Annotated in this window: 25 protein-coding genes; 14 read left to right on the top strand and 11 right to left on the bottom strand. The window is 45.6% G+C overall.

What is annotated here, in order from left to right:
- From QUA70_RS08375 to QUA70_RS08365, 3 genes are read right to left on the bottom strand one after another with little or no spacing between them, the layout of a single operon-like run.
- Window positions 1–402, bottom strand: coding sequence for a helix-turn-helix transcriptional regulator (locus QUA70_RS08375; RefSeq protein ID WP_333331323.1), 402 nt, complete (start codon window positions 400–402; stop codon window positions 1–3).
- An 18-nt stretch (window positions 403–420) separates the two neighbouring features.
- On the bottom strand, window positions 421–822 hold the full coding sequence (locus QUA70_RS08370) for a helix-turn-helix transcriptional regulator (RefSeq protein WP_333348692.1): 402 nt from the start codon (window positions 820–822) through the stop codon (window positions 421–423).
- A 32-nt stretch (window positions 823–854) separates the two neighbouring features.
- Entirely contained in the window at window positions 855–1,235 is a 381-nt protein-coding gene (locus QUA70_RS08365; protein ID WP_333030075.1) for a helix-turn-helix domain-containing protein, read from the bottom strand.
- A 118-nt stretch (window positions 1,236–1,353) separates the two neighbouring features.
- On the opposite strand from QUA70_RS08365, the gene QUA70_RS08360 reads away from it, so the two are divergent.
- Window positions 1,354–1,737: a hypothetical protein gene (locus tag QUA70_RS08360; protein ID WP_333348694.1), complete on the top strand. Its 384-nt coding sequence runs from the start codon at window positions 1,354–1,356 to the stop codon at window positions 1,735–1,737.
- Window positions 1,738–1,977: 240 nt separating this feature from the next.
- Here the strand turns inward: QUA70_RS08360 and QUA70_RS08355 are convergent, their stop codons facing one another.
- Window positions 1,978–2,463: an allophycocyanin subunit alpha-B gene (locus QUA70_RS08355; RefSeq protein ID WP_333348696.1), complete on the bottom strand. Its 486-nt coding sequence runs from the start codon at window positions 2,461–2,463 to the stop codon at window positions 1,978–1,980.
- A gap of 482 nt (window positions 2,464–2,945) precedes the next feature.
- Between QUA70_RS08355 and rlmD the strand changes: the two genes are divergently transcribed.
- From rlmD to QUA70_RS08340, 3 genes are all read left to right on the top strand, one after another.
- Window positions 2,946–4,358, top strand: a complete 1,413-nt coding sequence (gene rlmD / locus QUA70_RS08350; RefSeq protein WP_333348698.1) for a 23S rRNA (uracil(1939)-C(5))-methyltransferase RlmD — start codon at window positions 2,946–2,948, stop codon at window positions 4,356–4,358.
- 149 nt (window positions 4,359–4,507) lie between these two features.
- Window positions 4,508–4,927, top strand: coding sequence for an element excision factor XisH family protein (locus tag QUA70_RS08345; protein ID WP_333245691.1), 420 nt, complete (start codon window positions 4,508–4,510; stop codon window positions 4,925–4,927).
- Window positions 4,915–5,250 (top strand): XisI protein, encoded by a 336-nt coding sequence (locus QUA70_RS08340; RefSeq protein WP_106146449.1) that lies wholly within the window; start codon window positions 4,915–4,917, stop codon window positions 5,248–5,250. The genes QUA70_RS08345 and QUA70_RS08340 overlap by 13 nt, the downstream gene beginning before the upstream one ends.
- Before the next feature lie 52 nt (window positions 5,251–5,302).
- On the opposite strand, the gene QUA70_RS08335 is transcribed toward QUA70_RS08340, so the two are convergent.
- Window positions 5,303–9,649 (bottom strand): ATP-binding protein, encoded by a 4,347-nt coding sequence (locus tag QUA70_RS08335; RefSeq protein WP_333348700.1) that lies wholly within the window; start codon window positions 9,647–9,649, stop codon window positions 5,303–5,305.
- A gap of 162 nt (window positions 9,650–9,811) precedes the next feature.
- On the opposite strand from QUA70_RS08335, the gene QUA70_RS08330 reads away from it, so the two are divergent.
- Window positions 9,812–10,201 carry a hypothetical protein gene (locus tag QUA70_RS08330; protein WP_333348702.1) on the top strand — a complete coding sequence of 130 codons (390 nt, stop codon included), beginning with the start codon at window positions 9,812–9,814 and terminating at the stop codon, window positions 10,199–10,201.
- 85 nt (window positions 10,202–10,286) lie between these two features.
- Here QUA70_RS08330 and QUA70_RS08325 read toward each other — a convergent pair whose 3' ends face one another.
- On the bottom strand, window positions 10,287–10,622 hold the full coding sequence (locus QUA70_RS08325) for a DUF5615 family PIN-like protein (protein WP_333348704.1): 336 nt from the start codon (window positions 10,620–10,622) through the stop codon (window positions 10,287–10,289).
- Window positions 10,615–10,935 carry a DUF433 domain-containing protein gene (locus QUA70_RS08320; RefSeq protein ID WP_333348706.1) on the bottom strand — a complete coding sequence of 107 codons (321 nt, stop codon included), beginning with the start codon at window positions 10,933–10,935 and terminating at the stop codon, window positions 10,615–10,617. Before QUA70_RS08320 ends, QUA70_RS08325 begins: the two co-directional genes overlap by 8 nt.
- Window positions 10,936–11,253: 318 nt before the next feature.
- On the opposite strand from QUA70_RS08320, the gene QUA70_RS08315 reads away from it, so the two are divergent.
- From QUA70_RS08315 to QUA70_RS08300, 5 genes are all read left to right on the top strand, one after another.
- Window positions 11,254–12,366, top strand: a complete 1,113-nt coding sequence (locus QUA70_RS08315) for an SPFH domain-containing protein (protein ID WP_333348708.1) — start codon at window positions 11,254–11,256, stop codon at window positions 12,364–12,366.
- Window positions 12,367–12,783: 417 nt separating this feature from the next.
- Window positions 12,784–13,101, top strand: coding sequence for a YkvA family protein (locus tag QUA70_RS08310; protein WP_333348710.1), 318 nt, complete (start codon window positions 12,784–12,786; stop codon window positions 13,099–13,101).
- A gap of 143 nt (window positions 13,102–13,244) precedes the next feature.
- Entirely contained in the window at window positions 13,245–14,285 is a 1,041-nt protein-coding gene (lpxD, locus tag QUA70_RS08305) for a UDP-3-O-(3-hydroxymyristoyl)glucosamine N-acyltransferase (RefSeq protein WP_333348711.1), read from the top strand.
- Window positions 14,286–14,289: 4 nt separating this feature from the next.
- Complete coding sequence (locus tag QUA70_RS28555) at window positions 14,290–14,355, top strand: hypothetical protein (protein WP_445251648.1); 66 nt, start codon at window positions 14,290–14,292, stop codon at window positions 14,353–14,355.
- 78 nt (window positions 14,356–14,433) lie between these two features.
- Complete coding sequence (locus tag QUA70_RS08300; RefSeq protein WP_333348713.1) at window positions 14,434–15,318, top strand: CPBP family glutamic-type intramembrane protease; 885 nt, start codon at window positions 14,434–14,436, stop codon at window positions 15,316–15,318.
- Between the two features lie 31 nt (window positions 15,319–15,349).
- Here the strand turns inward: QUA70_RS08300 and cbiE are convergent, their stop codons facing one another.
- Window positions 15,350–16,663, bottom strand: coding sequence for a precorrin-6y C5,15-methyltransferase (decarboxylating) subunit CbiE (cbiE, locus tag QUA70_RS08295; protein WP_333348715.1), 1,314 nt, complete (start codon window positions 16,661–16,663; stop codon window positions 15,350–15,352).
- A gap of 615 nt (window positions 16,664–17,278) precedes the next feature.
- Window positions 17,279–18,019: a DUF1868 domain-containing protein gene (locus QUA70_RS08290; RefSeq protein WP_333348728.1), complete on the bottom strand. Its 741-nt coding sequence runs from the start codon at window positions 18,017–18,019 to the stop codon at window positions 17,279–17,281.
- Between the two features lie 176 nt (window positions 18,020–18,195).
- Here QUA70_RS08290 and holA point away from each other — a divergent pair, with 176 nt between their 5' ends.
- Both holA and QUA70_RS08280 read left to right on the top strand, forming a co-directional pair.
- The gene (gene holA / locus QUA70_RS08285) at window positions 18,196–19,176 is read left to right on the top strand and encodes a DNA polymerase III subunit delta (protein ID WP_333348716.1); all 981 of its coding nucleotides are present in this window, start codon (window positions 18,196–18,198) and stop codon (window positions 19,174–19,176) included.
- Window positions 19,177–19,405: 229 nt separating this feature from the next.
- Window positions 19,406–20,440 carry a hypothetical protein gene (locus tag QUA70_RS08280; protein ID WP_333348718.1) on the top strand — a complete coding sequence of 345 codons (1,035 nt, stop codon included), beginning with the start codon at window positions 19,406–19,408 and terminating at the stop codon, window positions 20,438–20,440.
- Window positions 20,441–20,981: 541 nt separating this feature from the next.
- Here QUA70_RS08280 and QUA70_RS08275 read toward each other — a convergent pair.
- Window positions 20,982–22,016 (bottom strand): histidine kinase, encoded by a 1,035-nt coding sequence (locus tag QUA70_RS08275; protein WP_333348720.1) that lies wholly within the window; start codon window positions 22,014–22,016, stop codon window positions 20,982–20,984.
- A gap of 539 nt (window positions 22,017–22,555) precedes the next feature.
- Complete coding sequence (locus QUA70_RS08270) at window positions 22,556–23,959, bottom strand: S-layer homology domain-containing protein (RefSeq protein WP_333348722.1); 1,404 nt, start codon at window positions 23,957–23,959, stop codon at window positions 22,556–22,558.
- Window positions 23,960–24,028: 69 nt separating this feature from the next.
- Between QUA70_RS08270 and QUA70_RS08265 the strand changes: the two genes are divergently transcribed.
- Window positions 24,029–24,583, top strand: coding sequence for a hypothetical protein (locus tag QUA70_RS08265; protein ID WP_333331715.1), 555 nt, complete (start codon window positions 24,029–24,031; stop codon window positions 24,581–24,583).
- Between the two features lie 468 nt (window positions 24,584–25,051).
- Window positions 25,052–25,534: a BON domain-containing protein gene (locus tag QUA70_RS08260; RefSeq protein WP_333331712.1), complete on the top strand. Its 483-nt coding sequence runs from the start codon at window positions 25,052–25,054 to the stop codon at window positions 25,532–25,534.
- Window positions 25,535–25,615: the final 81 nt, after the last annotated feature.

Genomic DNA, 25,615 nt, shown 5'->3' with positions numbered 1-25,615 from the left:
CTACTCGTAAAGCTTCGCATCGTTGTACGGGGGATGTTCGCAAGCGATGTAAAGCGCATTTGTCGGTTCCAGGGCTTCCCCAGTCACCGGATCGATCGGCTTGAGCACAAAGCATAACAGAGAGAGCGATCGCCAATCCAAATTATCCAGCTTCCCGCGTTCGTAACGGTTGACTGTTGCGGCACTGATGCCCACATCTTTGGGTACAGGTTGATTTGTAGCTGTGAACAGCGCCTCTTCATATCCCTTTGTTTTGAACTCTGTTTCGCTGACAGACCAGCCTGTTGTCTGTCTTGCTGCTTTTAAAATCTTCCCCAAACGCATCCGCCCCGTTTCAGTGAAGCGAACGGGACGCAATTCCTGCCGATTATCTACCACAGCCTTGTTAGAGAGTTCTGACATTACCTATCTGCAAATAATCTAGTCATATAGCTTCGCATTGTTGTATGGGGGATGTTCGCACGCGATATATAAAGCATTTGTCGGTTCTAGGGCTTCCCCTGTCACCGGATCGATCGGCTTGAGGACAAAGCATAACAGAGAGAGCGATCGCCAATCCAAACTTTCTAACTTCCCGCGTTCGTAGCGACTAACAGTAGCATTACTAATACCGACATCTTTTGGTACAGGATCTCCGGCTGTCCGAAACAGAGCGGCCTCGTATTCTTTTGTGACCATTTCTGTTTCAATAATTGACCAGCCCCGAATCTCTCTAGCTGCTTTCAGAAGTTTGCCCAATCTACCGCGTCCCGTATCCGTAAATCGCACAGGGCGCAGTTTTTCCTGATCGACGACAGCCTTAAAGTCAAGAAATCCGGGCATTTTACAGATCCAATTTAACTATTAAGTCAATCCTACGCCTCGACGTTGGGGTTCCAAAATTCAGTTCCGATCAACAGTAAGTCTTCTAGAGTAACCAACCGCTTTTCAACCGGGTGAACTGGTTCGAGAACATCGAGGAACAGCCACAAAAGATCGGGTGCAGGCTTGTTGTAATAGCCATTTTCGATTCTCGAAATGCCTGCAATGCTGACCCCCAAAACTTTCGGCAAAGGCTCTCCCCCTAGATTATAAAATTGAGCCTCATGCTGCTTGGTCTTTTCGCTCAGTTCGTGAACGCTCCACCCCCTAGCTTCCCGCCACGATCGCAGGAATTTACCCAACCGCCGCAGCCCGGTATCAGTAAATCTCCGTCTCAAGTATTCTTTTTCTCGCCTAGCTTCTGCTACAACCATCAGTCATCACCTATCTGCATAAAGCTAAGCTATCACGCCTGACTTTCTAGTTTCACTTTTTAAGTTTGCAAGTTGACTATATTGTGTTACAATGTTGGAACAAAGTAAATAGACACCCATGACAGCACTGTTTCGCCGCATCCAACCCTCGAAAAAGCTCCGCATCACCGTCAGGTCGATCGCCCAACTGCTCAAAATCAGCCAAAACCTGATTAAGCGAGTCGAATCCTGGGCTTTCGTGGTTTTCGTCCACCATCGGGATAGAGGGGGTCTGTTTGTCAGCTACCGCAGGCTGGAAGAATGGCAAAATGCGATCGGGCATCACATCCAAACTTGCCCCACCCTTAAAGAACTCTCGCAGATCAAAACCTCCATTCAGTGCGACAGCCGGAAATTCAAAAAACAATATCTCCCAAAAACCCTTGACTTTTTAGTTCAAATGTGCATTGAAAGACAAGACATTCTCGAAATCTGGGAAAGCTCAAACTGCATTGCTTCCTAGCAGAAATCAAGCAGATTTCCTAACACTAGCAACCGCACCCAACCGTGAGGACGCTGTTAATTGCTCAAACCCTTGCCTTTGATTCTGTCAACTGTCAACTGTCAACTGTCAACTGTCAACTGTCAACTCTTCCTTTCCCAAAACAGAAGCGAAACATTTGCGAGCAATTGCGAGATCAAATCACCCCAAAAATCACCCGCGAATGCTCCGCCACATTCATGAAAGCAATCACCAAAGCAATTAAGACATTGCTTGAGCGATATAATCAAAATAAGGAGCTGCTTCCTTAGCATCATCCTGATTGAGCAAAGCCAAAGAAGCTTCCTTCAAACAGCGGATAGCTTCGACCATGCCAGGAACAGGAACGCCCAGAGAATTATACATTTCCCGAACGCCAATCAAACCGATGCTTTCGATCGGCTCCTTGTCACCCGCCAAGATACCGTAGGTAATCAGGCGCAAGTACCAGCCGTAGTCGCGCAGACACAAAGCCCGTTCGCGCTGGCCGTAAGCATTGCCCCCAGGAGAGATAAAATCAGGTCGTTTTTTCCAGAGTTTTTTACTAGCTTCTTCAACAATTTTCCTCTCACTGTCAGACAGCGCAGTAGCAATACGCACCCGCTGTTCTCCGGTTTTAAAAAAATCTTTGATGCTTTGAAGTTCGCCGGTACTGGGATAGCGAAGTTCGTCGTCGGCTTGGAGAATTAGTTGGCTAACTACGCTCATTGTTATTCAAAAGAATTGAGGATATTTGAGAGTAAGATTAATTGACCTTCTCATCCATTAAAGATGAGATTCTTGGTTGGGCGATTTACTTTGCTTCTAACATTTATCAACATTAGAAGTAGCAGGTAAATCTCCGCAAACGTTATGCTTGATGTTCAAGCCAGTTTCCCTGTGTTTCAGGGTACTGGGGGAAAAACTCAAAAACTGCGAGTGAGAGTTTAGATGTCGGCAGACACTTTGACTGTTTAACGAGTTTTTGCTAGCTCGCCCCAACAGCATATCGCACAGGCTCGAGCGAGACAACTCACGGCAGGCTTGACGTGCAGGTTGAAGCTTGGCTTTAGCAGCAAGACGTTCAGCAGCAGGAATACGGCCTGCTATTGAGCTTGAGTGCGATGGCTTACGCCCCGCTTCGCTACGACTTATCTCAGGAAAGAGATAGCGATATTGCATTACCATATTAAATCCTACCACGACTACTTGTGACCAAATCTAAATTCCCGACCCCAAACTCGACGAAATTGGCAAACCCTTGCCAGCAAGGTCAACTGATTGAGATAGAGATTACCGACTTGACAGACACCGGCGACGGAGTTGGTCGTTTTGGTGAGTTAGTAGTGTTTGTGCCCGATACCGTGACGGGCGATCGAGTCCTTGTCCGCCTCGTGCAAGTCAAATCCACCTATGCTACAGGCAAGCTGGACACACTTCTCGAAGCATCCGAACACCGCATTCGAGCTAACTGCATTGTCGCCGACAAGTGCGGCGGCTGTCAGTGGCAGCACGTAGATTATCAATATCAGCTTGCAGCCAAGCAAAATCAAATCATTCAAGCCTTAGAACGAATTGGCGGATTTAGCAATCCGCAAGTTGATGAAATTTTAACGGGAAAAATCGAGGGATTTTCCCAATTTTTGGGATACCGCAACAAAGCGACGTATCCCGTGGCAATATCAGCAACAGGTCAAGTCCAAGCAGGTTACTATCAAAAAAGCACCCACAAATTAGTCAATCTCAATCAGTGTCCGGTGCAAGACCCGCGCCTCAATCCTTTGTTAAAAGAAGTTAAAGAAGACATCCACTGGCGGGATTGGCAAGTCTACGACGAAAAGAAACATACAGGAGAATTGCGTCACTTGTCCTTGCGGATCGGACGGCGCACCGGCGAGATGCTGCTAACTTTAATAGTTCGCACTGGAGACTTGCCGGGACTCGAAGAGCAAGCATCAGAGTGGCTGAAACAATATCCTCAACTGGCAGGGGTTTGTTTGAATATAAATCCCGCTCAAACGAATGTGATTTTTGGTGTAGAAAGTCGCTGCGTTGCTGGTCGTTCTTATCTGCGAGAAAGCTTTGCGGGGATGAATTTTCAGCTAAGAGCAGATACTTTTTTCCAGGTTAATACAGAGGCGGCTGAAGCGTTGTTAGAGGTGATGGTAGGGGAATTGAATTTGCAGGGAAACGAGATTTTGGTTGACGCTTTCTGCGGAATTGGTACTTTTACTTTACCCCTGGCAAAACAAGTAAAAATAGCGATAGGTTTAGAAGTGCAACCGGCGGCGATCGAACAAGCCAGATTAAATGCTGAGTTAAATGACGTGAGAAATGTCGAGTTTCAGGCGGGAACTGTAGAGAGTTTGCTGCCTTCCTTGGGATTGACACCGGATATTGTGCTGCTAGATCCGCCGAGGAAAGGGTGCGATCTCGCGGTTTTGGAAGCTATCAAGGAAATCCAACCAAATCGCATTGTTTATGTTAGTTGCAAGCCTGCTACTTTGGCTCGCGACCTGAAGATTTTGTGCGAAAATGGGGATTATAAGTTAGCGCGAGTGCAGCCGGCGGATTTCTTTCCTCAGACTTCTCATGTTGAGTGTGCGGCGTTTTTGGTGAGGTGAATGAAAGGGCGATCGGTTTTTGGGAATGAAAGGGCGATCGCGCTTATTTGATTCTTGGCATTTTGGTTGAGTGTTATAATACTATTTGTGCTAAGTTCCTAAGTGCGTGGGTTTGGATAGAATGGAAACTAGGTCTTTGAGTAAAGTCTATGTCGGCTAGGGATGTTTTCCATGAGTCTGTGAAATCCGCTCTCCTGAAGGATAATTGGGTAATTACCCACGATCCGCTGAAGCTAAAGTTTAGCGAAGACGATCGGCTCAGGATTGACTTGGGGGCTGAACAGCTTTTAGCTGCAGAGCGAGGTGTGCAGAAGATTGCGGTGGAGGTTAAAAGCTTTCTGAGTGAATCAGCTATGTTTGATTTCCACCTAGCCCTCGGTCAATTTTTGAATTATCGACTAGCACTCAAAAATTTGGAGCCAGATCGATCGCTCTATTTGGCAGTTCCGATCGCTGCCTATAATTCATTTTTCTCTCGTGCTTTGCCCCAAGCGGCGATAGCTGAGTATGATTTGAAGTTGTTGGTATACGACCCCACGAATGAGGTGATTGTGGAATGGATCGATTAGCTAAATATCGGCAGATTGTTCGCACTTTCCTGATGGAATATAGCAAGACTAAACCCATCAATGGCGACATAGAAATCCAGGTATTGTTTGACACCGAACATGACCATTATCAGATATTAGATTTAGGTTGGGACGGTCACAATCGGATTTATAGTTGCCCGATCCACTTAGATATCCGAAATGAAAAAGTCTGGATTCAACGCAATCAAACTGATGAACTGATTGCTGAGGAGTTAGTGCTGATGGGTGTGGCGCGGGAGGATATTGTTTTGGGTCTTCAGCCTCCCTATGCAAGGCAGTTTACAAGCTATGGTGTTGCTTAGGCTGTGCCGATCGCCCTTCAGTTATATTGGTTGATTTAGGGGCGATCGCAAACTACTGCTCCCTTTCATTCAAATCACTTAAAACTTTTGCCACTGCTGATGCTTGCTCTGGATAAAGCCGCGCTAAATATCCACACATCCGATACGCAGCATCCAAGTAGTAAACGCAGGGAATTAATAGCTTTTTGAAGTTGGTTTTGTCGCCTATCTCAACAAAGGCAGCAGCGATTTCTGGAAGATACCAGTAACGGATAATTGGAATTATATCTGCTGTTTTTAAAGCCTGCGGTGCAAATCCAGACTCAATCTGGATTACCGCTATAGTCTGTAGGGTTAATGCTTGGAATGATTGACTGCTCATAAACTTTACTGTTGCCAAAGCTGTAGGAAACTCCCTAAGCTTTGCTTGTGTTGCTGCAATCTTGTGGAGTAATCGATCTTTTCCGACTTGATGCTTAATCACTAAAGCTTTATCTCGCGCCAGAAGCAGAGTATCTAGTGCTCCTAATTTATCTCCCTGTTGCGCTTGTACTGAAGCTATTGCCCCAAATGCTTCTACCCGTTCGGCTTCATCCTTAATTTCCCGCACCGTATCTAAAGCTTTAGTTATATTTTCTATATGCACTTCTGCCGCTGAAATTGCTCGCCAAGCACTTGCTTGTCCCAAATAATAATTAATATTCTGCTTAGTGAGGTCTTGTAGAGTTTTTCGAGCCAGATCGAGCGTGGCTTTTGCATATTCCTTATCCTCGTTATTCTCACTCTTTATTTGACACTCTGCAATTGTACTCAAAGCTACCACTTGTGTCAATTTACACCTGATTCTATCTGCAAGTAACCGAGCGACACCAAATTGTTTTAATTGTGTTTGTGCTATTATAATTATTATTAAGGCTGATGATTGCTCTTTTTCATCGTTAATACTTAAGGCAATCTCCTCAGCAAGAGCTAGATTTACTTGTCCTTTTTTCCATTGCCCAGCTTGGGTTTGTGCAACTGAAATAGTTTTATATACCCAAACTTTTTCTAAAGCAGAACTTATCTTCTGAGCAGCGCCTATAGCTATGTCAAATTTGTTGGCTTGTATACACACCAGCACTATTTCTAGTAACGCCCCCTTCCTTTCATAGTAGATATTTTCCCTTCTGGCTTGTTCTAAGTTCCAGCGAAACACATGGGAAGGTATATTTTGTATAGTCTGCAAAGCATCTTCAATTTTTCCTTCCTGTGCTTGTGCTACAGCGATTGCTCGAAAGGCAAATGCCTGTGCCCGGTCATATTCAACAGTGAGTGCAATTTCTTTAGCTAAATCAAACTCTCTGGCTTGAGCCATTGCGATGGCCTGGAATGTTTTTTCTCGAATAGCTTGATGGCTAGATTCTTCATTCAAAGCCATAGCTAAGGTAGTCCGCGCCGCCTTTTGTTGATTTGCGTATACTTGAGCCTTGGCAATGTTTTGGATGGTCTTTATCAAGATCCATTCACGGTCAATATTCTGAACAGTTTGCAAAGCTCCAGTAAAATCCTTTAACTTGGCTTTTTCTGATGCAATTTCCTGAAACAGCCATGCTAATCCCGGTTGGGGATCGATTCTCTGCATAGTTTCAATCGCACCAGTAAAATTCCCTGACCGAACTTGAACTAGCGCAATTATCTCAAACATTTCTTTTCGTAATACTTGATTGCTAATTTCATCAGCAGTCTTTAATAGATCATCAATCGTGACTTTAGCTGTCTTTTGTTGAATTACCTGAGCCTCTACCGTTGATTTTGGCTGAATTGTCCCTATAGTTTGTATAGTGTGTAGGGCTCCACTCAAATCTCCTATTTGGGATTGAGCTTCTACCAATGACCACTTTGCCCATCTATGTTGTGGCTGATCTCCAATAGTTTCCAACATATTTAAAGCTTGAGCCAAAGTCTCAAAGGCTACATATATTGCTTCAGGCTGCTTTGATTGAGCCATCAGTACGGCAATTTCCCCTAACGCTACTGCTTTTTCAACTTGATCGTGAATCTCTTGTACTGTTTTTTGGGCAGCGGTAAAGTCTTCAGCCTGGGCTTCTGCTGTGGCAATTGCACGTAGCGCCCATGCTTGTTCCAAATCGTGGTGAATTTCTTTTGCCTTCATAAAAGCAGAATCAAGAATATCTCGTGTTTCTGGCTTACTTCCTGCTCTAGCTTGGATGGCTGCAATTTTACTCAAAGTCTTGACTTGTTCCAATTTCTGATCAATTTTTTGGACGGTTTCAATGGCTAAATCAGCATGGTTATGAATGCTTAAATGTTCGCACAAAACATGATAGGCTTTGTTATCAGACAAAAGTTGCTGATGCAGACTGGTGAAAGCATTTTTACTTAGATCCAGAACATGGGGAAGTAAGCAAGCAGCATACTCTGCATTCCAGTTGAACAATTGAGGTAAATTTTTTTCCAACAACCGATCTAAAATTTCTCGTGCTTCTTTCCCTTTCCCTTCATCCTTTAACTCCCACACCAGTAGCAGATACCACAAAGTACAGTGTTCAATATCGTACAAGTCTGCCAGCGCTTGGGCACGGTTTAAATTTCCAGCTCGCAGTGCATCCAGTGGTGACAGTTGTAATGTTGTCTGTACCAGCCACCGTGCGTGTAACAGTATAAATTCTGCCATTTCTCCTGCTTTGTCTTCCTCGGCGGCGGCTAACAAGGCAGTCTGCACCGTCTTCAAAGGCAAGTCAGGCTCATCGGGAAACTGTTTAATAGAGTGCGAGTAAAAGTCTTCGTTACGTGCGATCGCATACAACTCCTCCCAGTGCTTCACATCCCGCAAGTGTTCTGCATAATGCCGCAACGCATAAGGACTGGAGTGTTCTTGCCAATGACTACTGTAGTTAATCAACTTCTCCAAGGCATCCTCAGCATCGTCACCCAATTGGATAGCAAACGTCGTTCCCAAGAGTGGGTGGGCAAAAGCGTAGAATTTATCCTCTGAAATCCTGATCCAGCGAGTCACTTGCCAACACTGATGTAGTTGGCGTAAATTGCGATCGCGCATTCCAGTAATTGCCTTAATATCTTGTTTTTCAAGTACGCCTTTCGCTACTGCCAACAGTGCCAAAAACTGCCATCTTTCATCGACCAAATCTAGTTCGTCTAAGCGCTTTAACTGCTGCTTGACATAGTTCTCAAATCCCTTGGGCGTTTGTGCCAATAGTTGTCGTATATCTTGTTTCTGTTTTGCAGCGTGACTCAACTCATCAGTTAGATAGTTGAGGTAAAGTGGAAAGCCTTGAGTAATTTCATCAAGTTGGGCAACGAAATTATTATCAGAGGCAAATGTTGCCAAGTCGCCGTCACCAGTTCGTTTTAACCAGTCTGTGATCGCACAACGAGGCAGACGATCGAGGTGTATCGGCTCAATATCATTTGTCCAACCAGACAAGTATTCTGGCTTTTCCCCTTCAGAGGCTCTCGCTGAAGCAATGACGAATACATTTGCATTACCGGAAGTAGGAAATGGTGGCGGGAAGGGACGATCGGCTTCATCTAAACCATCTAGGACGACAACTAAAGGTTTATCTTTCCAGTCTTTAACAATGCGATAAAGCTCCTCGCGCAATTCATTTTCATCTTGGGGCAACGGTTTACTCAGTTTGCAGTAATCATAAATTTGTTGCAGTAGATTACGATAGGAATTAGCGACTGGGCGGGTAATTTCATCACGCTGACTGAAAAAATGATAAGCGATAAACACACTGTTTCCCTGGCGTGATTTTACCCAGTTTGCTAGCAGTGCAGTTTTACCAAAACCCGCCTTGGCGGTAATAATTTTCCATTTGTTGTCGGATTGATTTAAGAACTTATCTAGGAGTTCTAGCATCTCGGAGCGCCCAACAAAGAGCTTGGTGTATTCCTCCACAAGTGCCAAGGTGCGATCGCTCACTTCCGACCCTCTACAAGATAGCCTTTCAGTATCAATATTGTTTTTCCGTTCAGACTGTGGTGGATATTCTTTAATCTCTTCCCAATTCAGTCCTAAAACCTCACAATAAGCCTTAAATGCTCTTGTATTTATGGGTTTACTAGATAAAAAATGGCTAAAAGTTCCATAGGAAATTCCCTGGGCTTTTAATTCTCCCGATTCGATTTCTGGTTGAATTTTTTTATAAGTTGTAGCTAAAAAATTTCTAAATATTTTATCGAGCGATTTTTTATCAAAAAGCTTACACCTTTCAAGTTGTTGGCGATTTAATTTAGTCTCGTGCGTCCATTCTTTTTCACGAAGATACGACAAGACGAGATAGCGAGTCGCTTCTCGAATAGCTTCACTATTCTCCCCTCTAGTCCATCCCTTATTGGTTAAGGCTCGATCAATTTGTGATTTTTTTTCTTCAGAAGCTTTAATTGTCGAAGCCATACACATAATTTATGAGATGTCAAGATCAATTTTAGATCATCTTAGATCCGATCTAAATACGATCATGCCAAACCCTTACTAACTCACGATTATGGAAGTGTGAGAAGAACAGTTGGCCAACGAACTTCTCCTTTGTTCAACAAACCACAGAGGAGAAATCAAATGAAAACTTGCGAAATTACTGGTTACATCAAGCGGATTGAGCAGCTATCAGGTAGCTTGTCAGGTATCCAAGAAGGACATTGGTGTGTCCTTTCCGAATCAAGTCACCTGCTCATTCATGTCCAATCTGTACTCAAAATGCCTGTAGGTGAAACCGACTTGCTAGACGGGAGTGTGGGGCGACATTGGTCAAAATATCGCAAAAACCAGCCTTGGGCTACCCATAAAGAGGGAAAGTGTACATACAAGTTCCCCGATGGGCGCTACTGCCACCCTAACACTTATCACTTTGACGAGCTGGGGAAATATCGCGAATGGGAACAGACTATCTATCGCCCGACAATCATGCCGGATTACTTAGAGCGTAAGTACGGCAAGATTAGGGGTTAGATTACCACAGGAGGGGCGGGCAAAGTTGTTTTGGTTAAATGCGATCGCCCTTATTTTCCGAAAGTGCGATCGCCTTACAATCATGTCAAATATATTCAATCCTTCCGATCATTTCTTCAGGTTTATAGACTTCATAAATTAAAATCAAACTACGGATAATCTCGCCAACAGAACGAGAATTAGGAGGACAATAGACAATCCCCGGATAATCGGTGGTATCGCTTGCCATAATTAAAAAATCGTCATCGTGAGTTACTATCACGCGCTGCTCGAAGCGAATAAATTCCAGGTGTGACTCATCGCTTTTTGTACGCAATCCTGCATCAACCGTTGTTGTAACATCTATGCCGTAACGACGCAAACCGCGCGCAATATTAGAGTCAATATGTTCGTCTAAATGAAAACGAATTTGCTCAATCACCTCTAATTGCCCTCAATTTTTCTTGTAACGGAGATGGTGGACTGTTGCGCTTTAATTCTTCCACAATAGCTCGACTTTCAGCAGTGCGACGATCGATTTCTTCTCTACGATCGTAATAATAGGTCATTGCTGCATGAACCGAGGCCAGTGGCAAATCATACTTGCCCGCGATTTCTTCTATAGAAATCCCCATTTGGAGATACATTTCGGCGATGTGTGCTACAGCAATTCGATGACCGGCAATGCACGGTTTACCACCCAGCACCCCAGGCGTGATTTCGATATGTTCTGTGATGATTGATTCCTGAGACATTTTAGTTAAAGGCTATTAATTGGTAATTTTTAATTTCTTTAATATTACCACAAATAGTCACAGTTACAGCAAATTGTAGGGTGCGTCAGACATTAATTCTTTCGATTTCAACAAGTTTTTCGGCTCGGACGCACCCTACGAACAGTATTTCGATCGCCCCCACCATCAACTAGATGCAAACTAGATCCAGTCCGGCCTGAATCGCGGGGTGTCTAGAAGTATAGAATAGAGGTTGCGGAACCGGCACACCCCCCGATCGCTCGCCCCCAGCAATTTGTTACCCTAAAAATAGAATCTTCGCTCCCTCAACTCCCTCCCATGAACAACGCTTCTCCCCTGATTCAAACGATAACTCCAGAACGCTGGGCCGGGTTTAGTATGGACTTTATAGGGGCCGGTTACACGGGGCTGTTGGTCAAAAACGGCCGCGCCGTGCGTACCCTAAAATCCGGGCGACATTTCAGCTTTGCCCTTCCCCTGCTGGAACAGGCTCAAATTGTCCTTGTAGACACCAAACTCCGCAATTTGGACGTTCAGTCGCACGGAGATTTTTTGTCTAAGGATCGGTTTTTAATTGATGCTACTCTGACTGTTATTTATCAAGTTATAGATCCGAAACGAGTAGCTTTGGAATTGTCCGATCCTATAGCTGTTTTAGCAAGTGCAGTTAAGGATTGTATGGGATTAGCGATCGGGCAAATACCCCTACAACAGCTTATCAGTCAAGGACGGCTGTTGCTGCGCCAAAATTTGCTCGATCGCGTCCAAGATTTTTATACCCTAGGTTTTAACTTAGAAGACGTGCGAATTGGCGATGTCAGCTTTCCCGAAACAAACGGAGTTATTCGCCAAGTTGAGGGAATGAGTGCCCGACAGGAAGCAGAAAATGCCGCCGCCCTGCAAATGAGAATTGCCGAAGCAGGCCGGCCCATTGTTCCTCAATCTCCCGTACAGCAGTTAAACTTAATTTCAGGTAATTCTCCTGCGAGTCTTCCAGCTTCTGACACAGCAGCGGGGTTCGATCGAGATTTACAACAACTGACAGAACAACTTGCTCAAAACAGTCTCCCTCCTGGGAGAAATCCTCCCCAACTTGCACCAACGGTACTCGCAAGCAGCGATCGCAAAACAACCGCATATTTAATCTACAAACTTTCTGGAGAAGCGATCGCTTTAACGGCCAATCCCTTTACAATTGGACGCGAACCAACCAACACTTTAGTATTACAAGATCCGCAAAGTTCCCGCTACCACGCTCAAATCCGCCGCGCCACTGACGAAATTGGCAAACAGCGATATCAGCTTGTCGATAGTGGCAGTTCCAACGGCACTTTTGTGGGTGGGCAGAGGCTGGCTACTAACGAGCCTTTTTGGCTGCCCAATGGCTGCGAAATTGCGATCGGCGACCAAAAATGGATCTTTCAAGATTAGTGAGTGAGAGAGATGAAGATTTGTTTAAACAGCAGATAAACACAGATAAATCCCATCGGCGTTCATCTGTGTTTATCTGCTGACATCTACAGTTAAAAAATCCCCATCTAAGTAACTTGCTTTAATCACGATATAAAAGTAATAGATGCCGAATCTACAGTCAACAATATGAATGTTTTTTTTTACCGCAGATAAACGCAGATAAACACAGATAAATTCCATCGGCTTTCATCTGTCAGGTTTCTGTAGGCGCGTTGTCAAGAGTCCCCGCCCTTTCCACACAGCTTGACAACTTCTCCCTCCCCAATTCCCTATACTCCCAGGTAGAAGTCTCTTGCCAACCCTAGGGGGGATATCTCCACAAGCATTTCGAGCGACAATTTGTCAAGATTGAAAATATAAGTAGAGGACAACCCCATGAACTTTTCTATACAATCTGTTTACAACTGGTACCGCGACACCCTCCGCAACCCCAAATACCGCTGGTGGATTATTCTGGGAACGCTGGCATATTTGGTAAGCCCGATCGACATTGCCCCAGACTTTCTCCCCGTCATCGGACAAATTGACGATGTGGCGATCGCAGTCTTGCTGATTTCCGAAGTTTCACAAATGGCGATCGACTACTTTAAATCTCGCCAAACAGAGACAGCTTCAGCATCCGAAGCCACCGGTGCCAATTATTCTGAAGCCAACGGCAGCACCGTTGACGTAGATGCAGTTTCTGTACAATAATTGCCAAAAATAATCGAGCGCTACAACCCCGACTTCTTCCAGAAATCGGGGTTTTTGTTTTTTAAATGGCAACTGCTGAGATCGTGCTCCAAACCTGGTATTTTTAACTATGATCGATCTGTGCTAACAACAAATTTTTATAGATGAAGTTTAGCGAAATAGTACAAAAACTTAACTTAGCCACCAGTCGCACCCTCACAGCGTCGGTTGCTACCGATCCGGAAATTACTGGCGCTGCCCCTGTTGATGAAGCTCCATCGGGCACAATCAGTTATATAGAAGGTGCTAAATTTGCCGTTCATACAGCCACTACAAATGCTTCGGCTTTAATTTTACCCTTAGATGAAAGCCTCCAAGCTCAATGTACCGATCGCAACATTGCTTGGATTGCCGCAGCCGATCCGCGATTGCTGTTTGCTGAAACGATCGCCATTTTCTATCAACCGTTTCGCCCAGCATCCGAAATTCATCCTTCAGCCGTCGTTCACCCCTCAGCAGAAATTGGTGAAAATGTCTATATCGGCCCCCACGTCGTTATTCAAGCAAAAGTCAAAATTGGCAGCAACGTTTGCATTCACCCAAATGTCGTAATTTACCCAGATGCGGAAATAGGCGTCGGCACAGTTTTACACGCTAATTGTGTCATTCACGAACGTACTCGCATCGGGGCAAATTGCGTGATTCACAGCGGTGCGGCGATCGGCAGCGAAGGTTTTGGGTTCGTGCCGACAGGCACAGGATGGGTGAAAATGGAGCAGTCTGGCTGCACTGTATTAGAAGAGGGCGTTGAGGTTGGCTGCAACAGCACGATCGACAGGCCCGCTGTAGGAGAAACCCGCATCGGCCAGAATACAAAAATCGACAATTTAGTACACGTAGGTCATGGCTGTCAAGTAGGAAAAAATTGCGCGTTTGCCGCTCACGTTGGCATGGCCGGCGGAGTAAAAATTGGCAACAATGTAATTTTGGCAGGTCAAGTAGGAATTGCTAATCAAGCCAAAATCGGAGATGGGGCGATCGCCACTGCTAAAGCCGGAATTCACAGCGACGTGCCCGCAGGTGCGATCGTGACGGGCATTCCAGCAATTCCCCACAAACTATTTCTCAAAGCCACAGCAGTCTATAACCGCTTGCCCGAAATGTACCAGTCTTTGAGGCAAATTCAGCGCAAGCTCGATCGGTAGTCAATTGGCAGTTGGCAGTAGTCAGTTGGCAGTTGGCAGTAGTCAGTTGGCAGTTGGCAGTAGTCAGTAGTCAGTAGTCATTAGTTAACAGTTAACAGTTAACAGTTAACAGTCAACAGCCAACAGTATTAGAGTTGCAACCTCTTAAATGTGGAATACGATAAACAACCTGCAATTGATGTCGCCGTCAATACCAGCAATTGTCAAAATAATCTTCTTTTTCTTGACTTGGATTGTTGTGTGGCTGCCCATAGCGATTGTGCTGGCGATCGCCCTCAAATGGCATCCACCCCAACCCCTGGGAAACAAAAAACTACCTTTACTAGCTTCCCTCTACGTGATTGTCCCCTTCATTTTATGGGCGACAAGTTGGATCGAAAACACATCTTTTGTTAACTGGGGTTGGGATTGGCAACCCGCAGTTTTGATGTCATTAATGCGGGGATTAGGATTAGGAATAATTAGCTTAGTAATTTTATTCGGTCTGCAATTAGCCACAGGCTGGATCGAGCTAAAAAAAAGCGAGGCTTCCACGGAAACAGGCGAAAAAAAAATTAATTTGTGGACTTTAATTTTTAACCCTGCTAGTCTGCTGACTCTGTTATTAGGACTGTGGATTAGCGCCACAGAAGAGTTAATCTTTCGCGGCTGCTTGCAAACAATTCTCCAGCAAGATTACTCAATGCTAATCGCAGCAGCGATCGCCAGTTTTATTTTCGCGATCGCCCACCTAATTTGGGCAGCCAAAGAAACTCTACCGCAACTGCCCGGATTGTGGCTGATGGGGATGGTTTTAACATTAGCCCGCATCGCCGACAATGGCAGTTTAGGATTGGCGATCGGCATTCACGCAGCTTGGATTTGGGGTATAACTACCGTAGATACAGAAGGCGCAATTAATCCCACAGGCCGCGCACCGGAATGGATTACAGGAATAGCAGCAAAACCGCTAGCAGGTGCAGCCGGCATTTTATTGCTACTAGGAACCGCAACCTTACTATTCCTGACTCAAATCAGCGTTACTCAGCACTAATCACCTTAAATCACCGGTAAAAATTCCGACATCAATCTAATCGTCGATCGATCGTCACAATCGAAACGGGATTCAGCGAGTCAAAACGAGTCAAATTGCCCGCATTTACAGAACGCGACAATTGCACTTGCACGATTCGGTAACTCCAGTGCGGTTCCCGGCGTACCCGATCGCCCATCCAGCTCAAAACAACAGCAATATCCTCAAAAGCATCCAAAGCCAGCACGATCGAGCCTCCAGGAAGCAGCCGCAGCGCGCAAACGCCCAAAATTTTAGTCAACCCTCCGCCACTACCGCCAATAAAAATCCGGTGCGGAGGACGCAAGCGGTGCAAGATTTCCGGGGCGGTTCCGTAAATCGAAAACACATTTTGCAGCCCAAAACGGCCGTAGTTGAACTCGATCGCAGAAGTACCAGAAACCGTTTTTTCGATCGCGTAAACCTCAGACTGCGGGAATAAACGAGCAATCTCGATCGACACAGAACCGTTACCAGCACCCACATCCCAGACAACTTGTCCCGATTGCAAAGCCAATTGTGCCAGCACCAACACCCGCACTTCCCGTTCAACCGTCAAACCAGGCTTGTCGCCACAACCGATAAAAGCTGCATCCGGTATTCCCAACAAAGGCAACTTTTCCAAATCCAAAGGTTCTGCCCCCGGCGGAGACTCCCGGAGCATCACCACCACGCTCAGCGGTGCAAAAGACTCTCCCAGCAAAGCTTCCAGAGACTTGGGGCTTACCCGTTCCTCGGCAGCCCCCAAATTTTCGCAAACCCAAAACTTGTAGCGTGTCGGCAAATCTAGAGCTTTCACCAAACTTGCCAGTACAGCCGGAGTATGAGCTTCGTCCGCCAGCACCGCAATCTTCTCCACACCGAGCTTCACCTTCGCCGTCAGCTCCTCAAAATAGCGTCCTTGAGAGCCTACACAATGAGCATCTTGCCAAGGGATTTGCAAGCGGTTAAAAGCCAACTGCACAGAACTGACGTGGGGGTGAAAAGTTAATTTTTCTGCCGGCAATTGGGAAATTAACAACTTTCCCCAGCCGTAGAACAGCGGGTCGCCGGCCACTAAAATTACAATTAGTTGAGAGGAGGACATGGGGGTGTCCAACGTCCCCGCATCCGGCTCTAAATCCGCCTCCTGAGCCAACCAACGCCGAATTTCGACAATTGCGGTCGTCAAATCTGCCAGCACCCAGCGCTCGCAGGAGATCTGTGGAAAATAGCTCAAATGTCGATCGCTCCCTACTAATAGAGCGGCCCTTTCTACAACCTGCCGCGCCGACTCACTCAGCCCAGAAGCTCCATCTAAACCTATACCAACAACGTGTACTTTCACTTTTTAAGCAAAAAGTAAAAAACCAGAATTACTGATTTTTCCTGGTTTTTCATAAATTTTTCCCTTGACTTTACTGCCAAACAAAAATAATTAAAGCATTTAATAGGCAATATCCTGACTATTTTGACATACTCCCCGACTATCAAGGTGCGGGGATTCTTAACACTTCATCGACCAATACTACCGAAGTAGTTTTACGAGCCTCTCCATGTTCATTTTAAGTCGTGGCAATGCCCTATCCAGACTATATGTATCGTTTTGTTTAAAAAACATTAACAATACTTTTTATTTTGCTTCCAGGTTGGATTTTAACCATTGCCCTTGGGTCTTTCCCTATTACTGGATCAGTCCCGGTTTCAACTCAAAATGAGTATATATCGCTGCAATCTTAGGTGGGTATTTCAACCAATTAAATTATAACATAAAGCCGTCAAGCTTATGACGGGGCTTGAGACCCAAAATTTTTGGTCACAGGGGAGAGGGGAGAGGGGGCGAGAGAGTGGGAGAGTGGGAGATGGGGAGAGTGGGAGATGGGAAAAAATCTTCACATCGATCCTCTTCCTTCTTCCTTCTTCCTTCTTCCTTCTTCCTTCTTCCTTCTTCCCTCTTCCTTCGTTAAAACTCAAAAACAGGCCATTCCGGTTGCCGGAGGTAGGTAGCCATGTCCTCAAACTTCCGCAGTTCCACTCGGTTTACGGACTGTTCTTGCGGCGTGTCCAGCCATTGCTCGTTTAACTCTGACAGCAAAGCGCACAAGCGATCGCGGTCTAGGTTCGGCCCGATGTCCCCAAAATAACCCAGAGTAATGTGTGCCGTGAAATGATATTGCTGTTCAATTCCCAAAGCCATTAAATCGGGATTTTGATAGATCGATCGGCGAAACTCCAGAATTTGCTTGTAAGAGTTTTCGTCCGTCGGTGCCAAACAAACACCCACAGCTCTAGTCATCACCATCAACCCCAGCACTATCCAGCGAATGGGAGCGCCGCCCGCCAAGGGTTTGCAGGCGGCAAAACGATCGGCCATGCGCGAGCGCAGTTGCTCCTCAAATTCGGGATTTTTATCAGAGGCATCTCGAAAAGCGCTGCTCCAAATCAAATCGGCTACGGTTAAATGGAAGCTATCAGGAGGCAGTGCCACGATCGCACCCTCCGCTATTTCCTGCAATAGCCGTTGTTGGATCGAGTGCAAATTACTATAGAATGCAGCATTTTCTGCATCTTCCCCCGCAGGCGGCGTAATCACTGAATAACCTGGAAAAGGTACAGGAGTTCTCCGGCCTGCTTCGTCGGGCTTAAACTTTGGAGATTCCTGAATGTGTTCCACCTGGGACTTGTAGGAGTCCAGCAGCGTCATTCGCGCCACCCGATTTACGTAAGCTTGATAAGTATCATCCAATCTTGATTTCCTCGCGGTGACAAACTCCCACACCAAATTTTATATTATGGTGCGGGCTTCCAACAGTCCTATTCAGGATATGTTGGACTTGCGGAACGTGCAACTCTGATTTTTTTGGCTACTGAGCGTTTTTCATGCAAATTTACCTGTTTTGGGGGGAAGACGATTTTGCGATGGCCCAGGCTGTGACAAGTTTGCGCCAAACAGTCCTCGACCCCAACTGGGCTAGTTTTAACTATGACAAAATTATTGCCGATCGAGCCGACGCTGTGGTCGAAGGGCTCGATCGAGCCTTAACGCCGCCCTTCGGTACCGGCAGCCGTTTTGTCTGGCTGGCAAATACGACTGTAACGCAGCAGTGTTCTCCAGAACTGTTAGCACAATTTGAACGAACGCTGCCGGTGATTCCCCCTACCACCGTGTTGCTGCTGACATCCGTCAAAAAACCCGACAGCCGGCTCAAATCTACCAAGTTAATTTCCCAGTCCGCCGCCCAAGTGCGGGAATTTTCACCGATTCCGCCTTGGAATGACAAAGAATTAGCCCAGCGGGTGCGCCAAGTCGCGGGCGAAATGAACGTCAAATTGACTGCTACAGCGATCGAACTTTTGGCCCAATCCATTGGCAGCGATACCCGCCAGCTATACAGCGAACTGGAAAAATTGCTGCTGTTTGCGGGCAACCGCAGCCAACCTCTGAACCCGGAGGAAGTTGCAGCACTGGTGCACTGTCACGCCCAGAATACCTTCCAGCTAGCCGATGCGATTCGCGAGGGCAATACCTCCGCCGCTTTGGATTTATTGGCCGGCTTAACGACCCGCAACGAGCCGGGTTTGAGGATTGTGGCTGGCTTGACTGGTAAGTTTCGGATTTGGCTTTGGGTAAAAGCGATGATCCAAGCGGGCGATCGCGATGATAAAATTGCTCAAGCTCTAGACCTCGGCAATCCCAAACGAGTATACTATTTTCGCCAAGAAGTCAAGAACGCCAGCTTAGAAAAACTGCAAAAAAGTTTGCCTTTGCTGCTAGAGTTAGAAGCTTCTTTAAAGCGGGGTCGGGAAGAAATCTCAACCCTGCAAACCAAAGTTATAGAACTTTCTAGCTTGTTTCGCTGATGCGCGACAGGGCACAGGATCGGCCCTTACTGTAAATTTTTACAACAAATTTCTTTCTTCGGCTATGCGCTTGATGCCGGCTCGCAGGCCAAAAGGTCAATAGATACTAGAAATACTCTCAGAATGCCAAAGTAGAAGTTAATGTGGTAAATAAATATTGTCCGCCGAATGCCGATCGGTTAATATTATTTGCCGGCTCTCCACCCCCCCCAAAAAAAGAGCGCTACCCATGACACAACAGAACCCGCGGGAACTGCTCAAGCAAGGCGATCCAAAAGCGATCGCATCTAGCATCAACCGTACACTCAAACCCAAAGGCATCAACGCCGATGTGACGCGGGACAACGGCTGCCTCCACATAAATCTGGAGGCAGACAAAGTACCGGATCAAATGGTATTGGTCGATTTCATCCGCACCGGCATGACGAAGCTGGGACTCGAATCAATTCACACTGTAAAGGTTTACGGGCGTCGAACAGGTGACGGATCGCCTGCGTGGGAAGATGAAATTGATCTGATGCCTGCGGGTTCAATGCCTTACCCCTTGGATAGTGGAATGCCTGACGACTCCGTAGGTTTAGATGATGTCGAGCCCGAAGGCGAAGACTATTATCAAGAAGGAGAATTCGATCGAGATGACGACGAGGAAGACGAAGACGAAGACGAAGATCAAGCCCCGCCTCCGAAAAAACAATTTCCCAAATGGGTAATACCTGTGGGTATCTTAGTACCTCTGGCGGTGATCGCAGGCCTTTTCTTTACTAAAACTTTCCCCTTCGGCGACTCGAACCCAGAACCCATCGCCCCCCAAGCTGCTTCCCCTTCCCCGAAACCCGCATCTCCCGCGCCTAAAGCCACCGCATCCTCTCCGGGTGCATCTCCGGGTACGCCACAGGCAGCCTCTCCTACACCAAAAGTCGCTCCTACTGCTGTTGCGCCCGCAAGCCCAACTCCGACATCTCCATCACCCAAAGCTGCTGCATCTCCGGCGCCCAAGGCAGCCTCTCCTGCACCAAAAGCCACCGCGCCTAAGCCTGACTCTTGGAGGGAAGCCGTTAACACAGCTCAGAAGGCAGCAATTTCGGCCCAGACGGCTCAGTCTCAAAATGAGTGGATCACAGTAGCAAGCGAATGGCAGAAAGCGGTTGGGCTCATGAGAGCAGTGCCGTCAACCAGCCCGAACTATCAAAAGGCTCAGCAAAAAGCGGCAGAGTATCAGGCTAATCTGATTGTTGCCAACCGCAGGGCGGCAGCAGCGCCTTAAGAGTCTTGAGTTTTGAGTTTTGAGTTGAATACTGGATGTGGTAAAAGTCAAAAGTCAAAAGCCAAAAGTAAAAAATCTTTTTTTACTCAAAGCTTTCTTACCTTTTGACTTTTTTCAATTTTAGTAACATACTCATACACCAACTAAGTAAATTATAGTTTAGGCTTCTCAGGGACTCCTCAAAAGTGCATAGGACATTAACTGTTAAATCAATTCTTTCTTGGTAGTTTACTTTGATATAATCATCCTTAAACTCTCAGATCAATAGTCCGGACAGTTTTTATATGGCCCAATGGCTTATTCTCGCCTGACTTTGAGCCACTGTGGATCATTAAATCAATGTCAGCTCTACCCCTGACGCGGCATTTAATTAGACTTTTTTATGCTCCTTGCCCCGCGTAAGCTTGTAGTATCGTTCCAAAAACTGTCCGGAGTATTGTCAGATCATTGCAGCATATTTTTTGGTAACTGGTATAACTCAAAAAACACAGCAACAACCCGGTTTATCAAGGAAACCGGGTTACTAAACACAGAGCTTAGTTTAAATCTGTTCTTCCCCTTGATTAAAGCGCTGAATTACTTGAGTTTCTTCGACCACAACAATAGCATCATTGGGAATATTGAGGATGCCTGTAAATTTATCTTGACTTGCTTTCAAAGCTTGTTCTTTATTTTTGTATTCGGCTAGTTCGCGCTGTAAATTGTCAATAGTCTGTTGAAAGCGAGTGGCTTGTCTGAGCATTTCTTGTTCTGAAAAATCCAGTAATTCAATCAAATTGGCAACTTGATGTTCGAGTAACTGGGTTTCGGCAAAATTGTTATTTTTAACAAAACTTTTAGAATTTCCTGAATACTCAAAAACACTTTGTTCGTCGGGCATGGACAATGCCGTTTTGACACTAAGTGCCAAATCTTTAAACATTTCAGCCGTGCTTTGGGGAATTTTAACTTTCAGGAACATCACTATCGCAAACAAACTTCCTGACGGCAGAAGTCCCCCCAATCCCAAGACAGACTTGACTTGGTAGGGGATAATTAAGGAATTTTGCTCAGGAATAAAGGGGCTGCCCTTTGCTTCTGATACGTGAAAAATATTTAATACTGCGGACTCTAATTGCAGGAACCTTTCTGGCTCAATTCCGAGGAATGTAGGAATGTCTAAACCAAACTGCCGGATTATTTCCGAAATCGCCGGCATTTGAGCCACTAATTTTGTGCTAACTAATGGAATAGCTGTGTTTTCTGCTGCTGTGTGCCGAGAATTCCACTGCGGTTCTGGGCCGGCGGCTGCTAGCAGAGTCCAACATTTCATGTCGGCCGCGGGGGAATTGCCCTTCATCAAGCGGCGGGCGGATTGTTGCAATGAGTCTTCTAATTCCCCGTAGGGATGAGTTTTAAACAAACGCACTAAGGCACAGGTATTTTCTCCAGTTTGCGAATCGCAAAAATGTTGGTAAATATAGTTAACAATCTTCTGGCTGCTGGCTTCCATACTAGCAGTATTTCTACCTAAGTGGCGCAGGACTAAGCTGCATTTAGCCATGTCTTGCGGGGTAAATAAGGTAATATCGTACATTAAAAAACGCTCTCCCAGAGCTCAAACACTCTTTTTCATTTATCGTTAAGGCCGCTAAGCCATCCGGAATCCTACTGAGAGTTTTGCACCAAGCGTTAGTTAAAATATGTATAAAATTTGCCCGCCAAATGCAGCAGTTGTATGGCAGGATACAGAAATTAAGATTAAAGCAAAAAAATCTATTCCCTAGGGTAGATCAAAAGGACAGAAAAGCCAATGTGTAATTATTGAAAGGATTTTTTACTATAACTCCCGCAGAAGAATTAAAGAAACGGGGTTTTTTACCGGATATGCCTCGCGTTTTAGTGGGCATTTTCGTAGATAAAAGTCGGTTTCTGGGTAAGCCATCTTTACAGAAATCCTAGAAACTCAAGCTGCAATTTTTGTGGCGGACGATCGCACGCCGATTAATCAAAAATTGGTACAATTTCGTCAGTCGTGGACGCAGAAACCGGGTTGTGTTACAGAGAAAAAACCCGATTTCTTTGTTTTGGCTAAGTAGATGGTGTGTTCAAAACTTTTAACCACCCCAAAAAACTCTACTCAACAGGTTGAGACTTTGCTTCCAGGGCATCTTTAGCGGACAATCCCTGATCTTGAACGCCAAAATACCACAAACTAGCCGCAGCTTCGGCGCGAGTCACGGATTTCTTCGGCTGAAACAGAGTAGTAAAACCAAACACGCGGCGAATATTCGCCAAATCTCCATTGTTAAAATCAGCTAAAACTGCCCGCGACGCCTGGGAATCAATCTTAGAAGCATCTTGAAAACCCCACTTCTCTTTCACTCCGTCAATGTTAGCTGTCGGTAAAACTTGACGACTATCTAAAGGCACTTTCCAGAGAATCATTGTTTCGCGAGTTAAAGGTGCGTCTGGGCGAAATTTCACATCTTTAGTTTCTCCCGAAAGCGAACTCGGAATTACACCGGCTTCTGCTAAACCTTGAATTGCTGAAAAATCTGGGTCTGTTTTGGATACGTCAGAAAAAGCCGGTTCGCTAGAGTCTACTGCTAATCTAATTTGTTTGGCTTGACGGCTAGCATAAATCTGATTGTTAGCTGCTACTAACCAGCGGGCGTATTCGCGGCGAGTGATAATTTGGTTGGGTTTGGGCAAACTGCTGGCAGTTTCTAAATTAGCACTTTCGGTCGATGATCGCACTTTCAGCACTTCCAACTGACTTAAATCAGCCACATACTGCCGCAACTGTTGAGGAATTTGGGTGTCTAGTTGGCTAACTTTTGCTGATTTGGGCGAGGCGGATGGCGTTGGAGTAGTTCCCTCTGAATTAGATGGAGTTGGTGAAGCGGTTGGAGATGGGCTAGAATCGGAATTATTAGGTTGGGGACTGGTGGCAATTTCTGGGCTTTCTTTGCTGTAGTCGATCGCAAATTCTGTAGAACCCCCTACCTTCTGAGTAGGAGAAAGCGACACTGTTACCCGCAAATTATCTCGCGTTGCTACCAAAGAACCTTGTCCCTCGGCGGTGGGGCGGCTGACTATTTCCCAGTTGCGACGCCCAAACTCTGTAGAGTAAAAGTTCTGAACCGAATTAACCGGATCTGTGCTTTCCCAGCGCAGCCGCACATTTTTTGGCGACGGATCTGTTTCCCCACTAACTTCGATTAACTCAGCATTAGGATATAGGGGAATCTCTGTAGGGAAATCGGGAGGAAGTTTGGCGGTAGAGTTTGTCTCAATTGCTGTCGCTGGTGGCGGGGAAGAGAAAACTACTGGGTTTTGTTTTAATTTCGGATCGGCGGCTAATGATTCTTCGAGTGCCTTGCTGTTGGGGCTGTTTGCACAAGCTGTGACAGCAGCCAGCAGACACACAGCCAGCCAAGTATTTACAGCAGCGAGTATATTGGTTTTATTGGTTTTACTGGTTTTAGATCGTCCGGGAGAGTTGCCTCGCCGTTGAGTAAATATAATATTCAGCATAAATCGCCCCTTTGCAGATATATTTCTAGGCTAGCGCAGATCGATCGGGCATATATAATTTTTACCCAAATGAAATTTCTGTATTTACTTCTAGTTACTCCTACATTACTTTTATACCCTGTCAAGTTTGCCCGTCCCGCTGCATCTCAACCAGCCCCGCTGCGGGCAGAAATTCAGACGCCAGAGTGGCAGCCATTTTGCTCGGCTATGGGTCAGTTTGCGATCGATATGCCGGGAACTCCTAAAATTAATTCAGAAATTTTTTCAAATCAACTTATTGCTCATACATACCGATCGAACTTAAAAAACAAAGAAACTTATTTGCTTCAATACTTTGACCTAGATTTTCGGCTGAGCGACAATAATATCAATAATATCAGAATAACTTTAAATAGTGCCGTTGATGTTTTCGTCGTGGCGGCGAATGCTAAACTCTTGCAAGTGCGAGATATTTCTCTCGGAGGCTATCCGGGAAAAGAATTTGAGTTTCAGCCACTTTCCCCCAATGAACCTGTAGGTGTAGGTCAAGTTTTTTTGGTGGAAACGCGCGTTTACGGGCTGGTTGCCACTACCCGAGAACCAGAAAATGCTCAAAAATTTCTCGACTCTTTTCGTTTGTTTTGAAGCAGGAAGTTTTACAATGAGTAGTGTAGGAGATTTAACAGATTTAACGGATAGATGTTGAGGGAATAAGTCAGAGATTGCAGGGAAGAGAAAAAAATTACTTGGGAGTGGCGATCGAATTTATTAATAAAACTTACGCTTTTCAACTTGGTGTCTAGGAAAATATTGGCCTGGGCAACAAAAAAGGCGGGATCAAACTGGTTTCTGAGTAATAATGTGGTCAGAACTAAATTACGCTAAATTTGACTTAAGACCTTATTGTATTTTTTGTACTCTATCTAACGACATAGATAAATTTTACACCCGTGGAGCGATGTAGATACTTGCTCAACTGGATATATTTGATATAAGGATTTTTAAAGCGCAGAAAGCACAAATCAGAAAGCACAAACAAAGATGCTGTCTTGCTCCATCTGGCTCAACCAAGTCAGCCTCATCGAAAGTTTACCCGGAGGGTATAAACCTATTATGAACAAACTAACACCAATTCTCCTCAGCGGCATCCTATTATTTGGAGGTGCTGCTTGCAGCGACGGGGCTAAAACTAGCGCTGATGCTCCTAGTTCTGCCACAGGAAATGTCAACAGCCCACCCCCAGCCGGTACAGTTCAAGAAACTCAGGGTGACGCCACTAGCCAGATTCGCCAAAACCAAGCAAATTCGGATATCAGGGCCAGAGAACAGCGCAACAATGTGACGGGAGGCGATGCAATCAGAGCTGATGGCGACCTGCAAAGTGAAGTGCGGTCCAAGTTAGAAGTAAACATCACTAAAGGTCAGCTAACTGTGGAGGCAAAAGATGGGCTTGTCACCGTAGGTGGCACAGTTCCCAATCAAACTGATTTAGCTAAAATTGAGCCACTAGCTAAAGAGATTAAGGGTGTCAAACAGGTGAATGTTACCGCTGTTGTCGCCCCCGCTGCACCCGCATCGCCTAGCAGCAATCAATAAATTAGAAGCAAGAAATCCGAGGAAAAGAAGGAAGAAGGATGTAGTGATCTAGGAGAGAAGTCTGAGGGAAGAGGGAAAGTG

This window comes from Microcoleus sp. LAD1_D5, assembly GCF_036702115.1.
Classification (GTDB): domain Bacteria; phylum Cyanobacteriota; class Cyanobacteriia; order Cyanobacteriales; family Microcoleaceae; genus Microcoleus.
This window is presented reverse-complemented; position numbering and strand designations above follow the sequence as displayed.

Excerpts from the sequence above, each read along its gene's own strand:
- QUA70_RS08290 (WP_333348728.1), bottom strand. The coding sequence starts at position 18,019 with ATGACGCTGCTGGACTCCTACAAGTCCCAGGTGGAACACATTCAGGAA.
- QUA70_RS08260 (WP_333331712.1), top strand. The coding sequence starts at position 25,052 with ATGAACAAACTAACACCAATTCTCCTCAGCGGCATCCTATTATTTGGA.
- QUA70_RS08375 (WP_333331323.1), bottom strand. The coding sequence starts at position 402 with ATGTCAGAACTCTCTAACAAGGCTGTGGTAGATAATCGGCAGGAATTG.
- QUA70_RS08320 (WP_333348706.1), bottom strand. The coding sequence starts at position 10,935 with ATGTCTCAGGAATCAATCATCACAGAACATATCGAAATCACGCCTGGG.
- QUA70_RS08365 (WP_333030075.1), bottom strand. The coding sequence starts at position 1,235 with ATGGTTGTAGCAGAAGCTAGGCGAGAAAAAGAATACTTGAGACGGAGA.
- QUA70_RS08265 (WP_333331715.1), top strand. The coding sequence starts at position 24,029 with ATGAAATTTCTGTATTTACTTCTAGTTACTCCTACATTACTTTTATAC.
- QUA70_RS08275 (WP_333348720.1), bottom strand. The coding sequence starts at position 22,016 with ATGTACGATATTACCTTATTTACCCCGCAAGACATGGCTAAATGCAGC.
- QUA70_RS08360 (WP_333348694.1), top strand. The coding sequence starts at position 1,354 with ATGACAGCACTGTTTCGCCGCATCCAACCCTCGAAAAAGCTCCGCATC.
- QUA70_RS08340 (WP_106146449.1), top strand. The coding sequence starts at position 4,915 with ATGGATCGATTAGCTAAATATCGGCAGATTGTTCGCACTTTCCTGATG.
- QUA70_RS08270 (WP_333348722.1), bottom strand. The coding sequence starts at position 23,959 with ATGCTGAATATTATATTTACTCAACGGCGAGGCAACTCTCCCGGACGA.
- QUA70_RS08330 (WP_333348702.1), top strand. The coding sequence starts at position 9,812 with ATGAAAACTTGCGAAATTACTGGTTACATCAAGCGGATTGAGCAGCTA.
- QUA70_RS08315 (WP_333348708.1), top strand. The coding sequence starts at position 11,254 with ATGAACAACGCTTCTCCCCTGATTCAAACGATAACTCCAGAACGCTGG.
- QUA70_RS08310 (WP_333348710.1), top strand. The coding sequence starts at position 12,784 with ATGAACTTTTCTATACAATCTGTTTACAACTGGTACCGCGACACCCTC.
- holA (WP_333348716.1), top strand. The coding sequence starts at position 18,196 with ATGCAAATTTACCTGTTTTGGGGGGAAGACGATTTTGCGATGGCCCAG.
- QUA70_RS08355 (WP_333348696.1), bottom strand. The coding sequence starts at position 2,463 with ATGAGCGTAGTTAGCCAACTAATTCTCCAAGCCGACGACGAACTTCGC.
- lpxD (WP_333348711.1), top strand. The coding sequence starts at position 13,245 with ATGAAGTTTAGCGAAATAGTACAAAAACTTAACTTAGCCACCAGTCGC.
- QUA70_RS08370 (WP_333348692.1), bottom strand. The coding sequence starts at position 822 with ATGCCCGGATTTCTTGACTTTAAGGCTGTCGTCGATCAGGAAAAACTG.
- QUA70_RS08345 (WP_333245691.1), top strand. The coding sequence starts at position 4,508 with ATGTCGGCTAGGGATGTTTTCCATGAGTCTGTGAAATCCGCTCTCCTG.
- QUA70_RS08300 (WP_333348713.1), top strand. The coding sequence starts at position 14,434 with ATGTGGAATACGATAAACAACCTGCAATTGATGTCGCCGTCAATACCA.
- QUA70_RS08280 (WP_333348718.1), top strand. The coding sequence starts at position 19,406 with ATGACACAACAGAACCCGCGGGAACTGCTCAAGCAAGGCGATCCAAAA.
- QUA70_RS08335 (WP_333348700.1), bottom strand. The coding sequence starts at position 9,649 with ATGGCTTCGACAATTAAAGCTTCTGAAGAAAAAAAATCACAAATTGAT.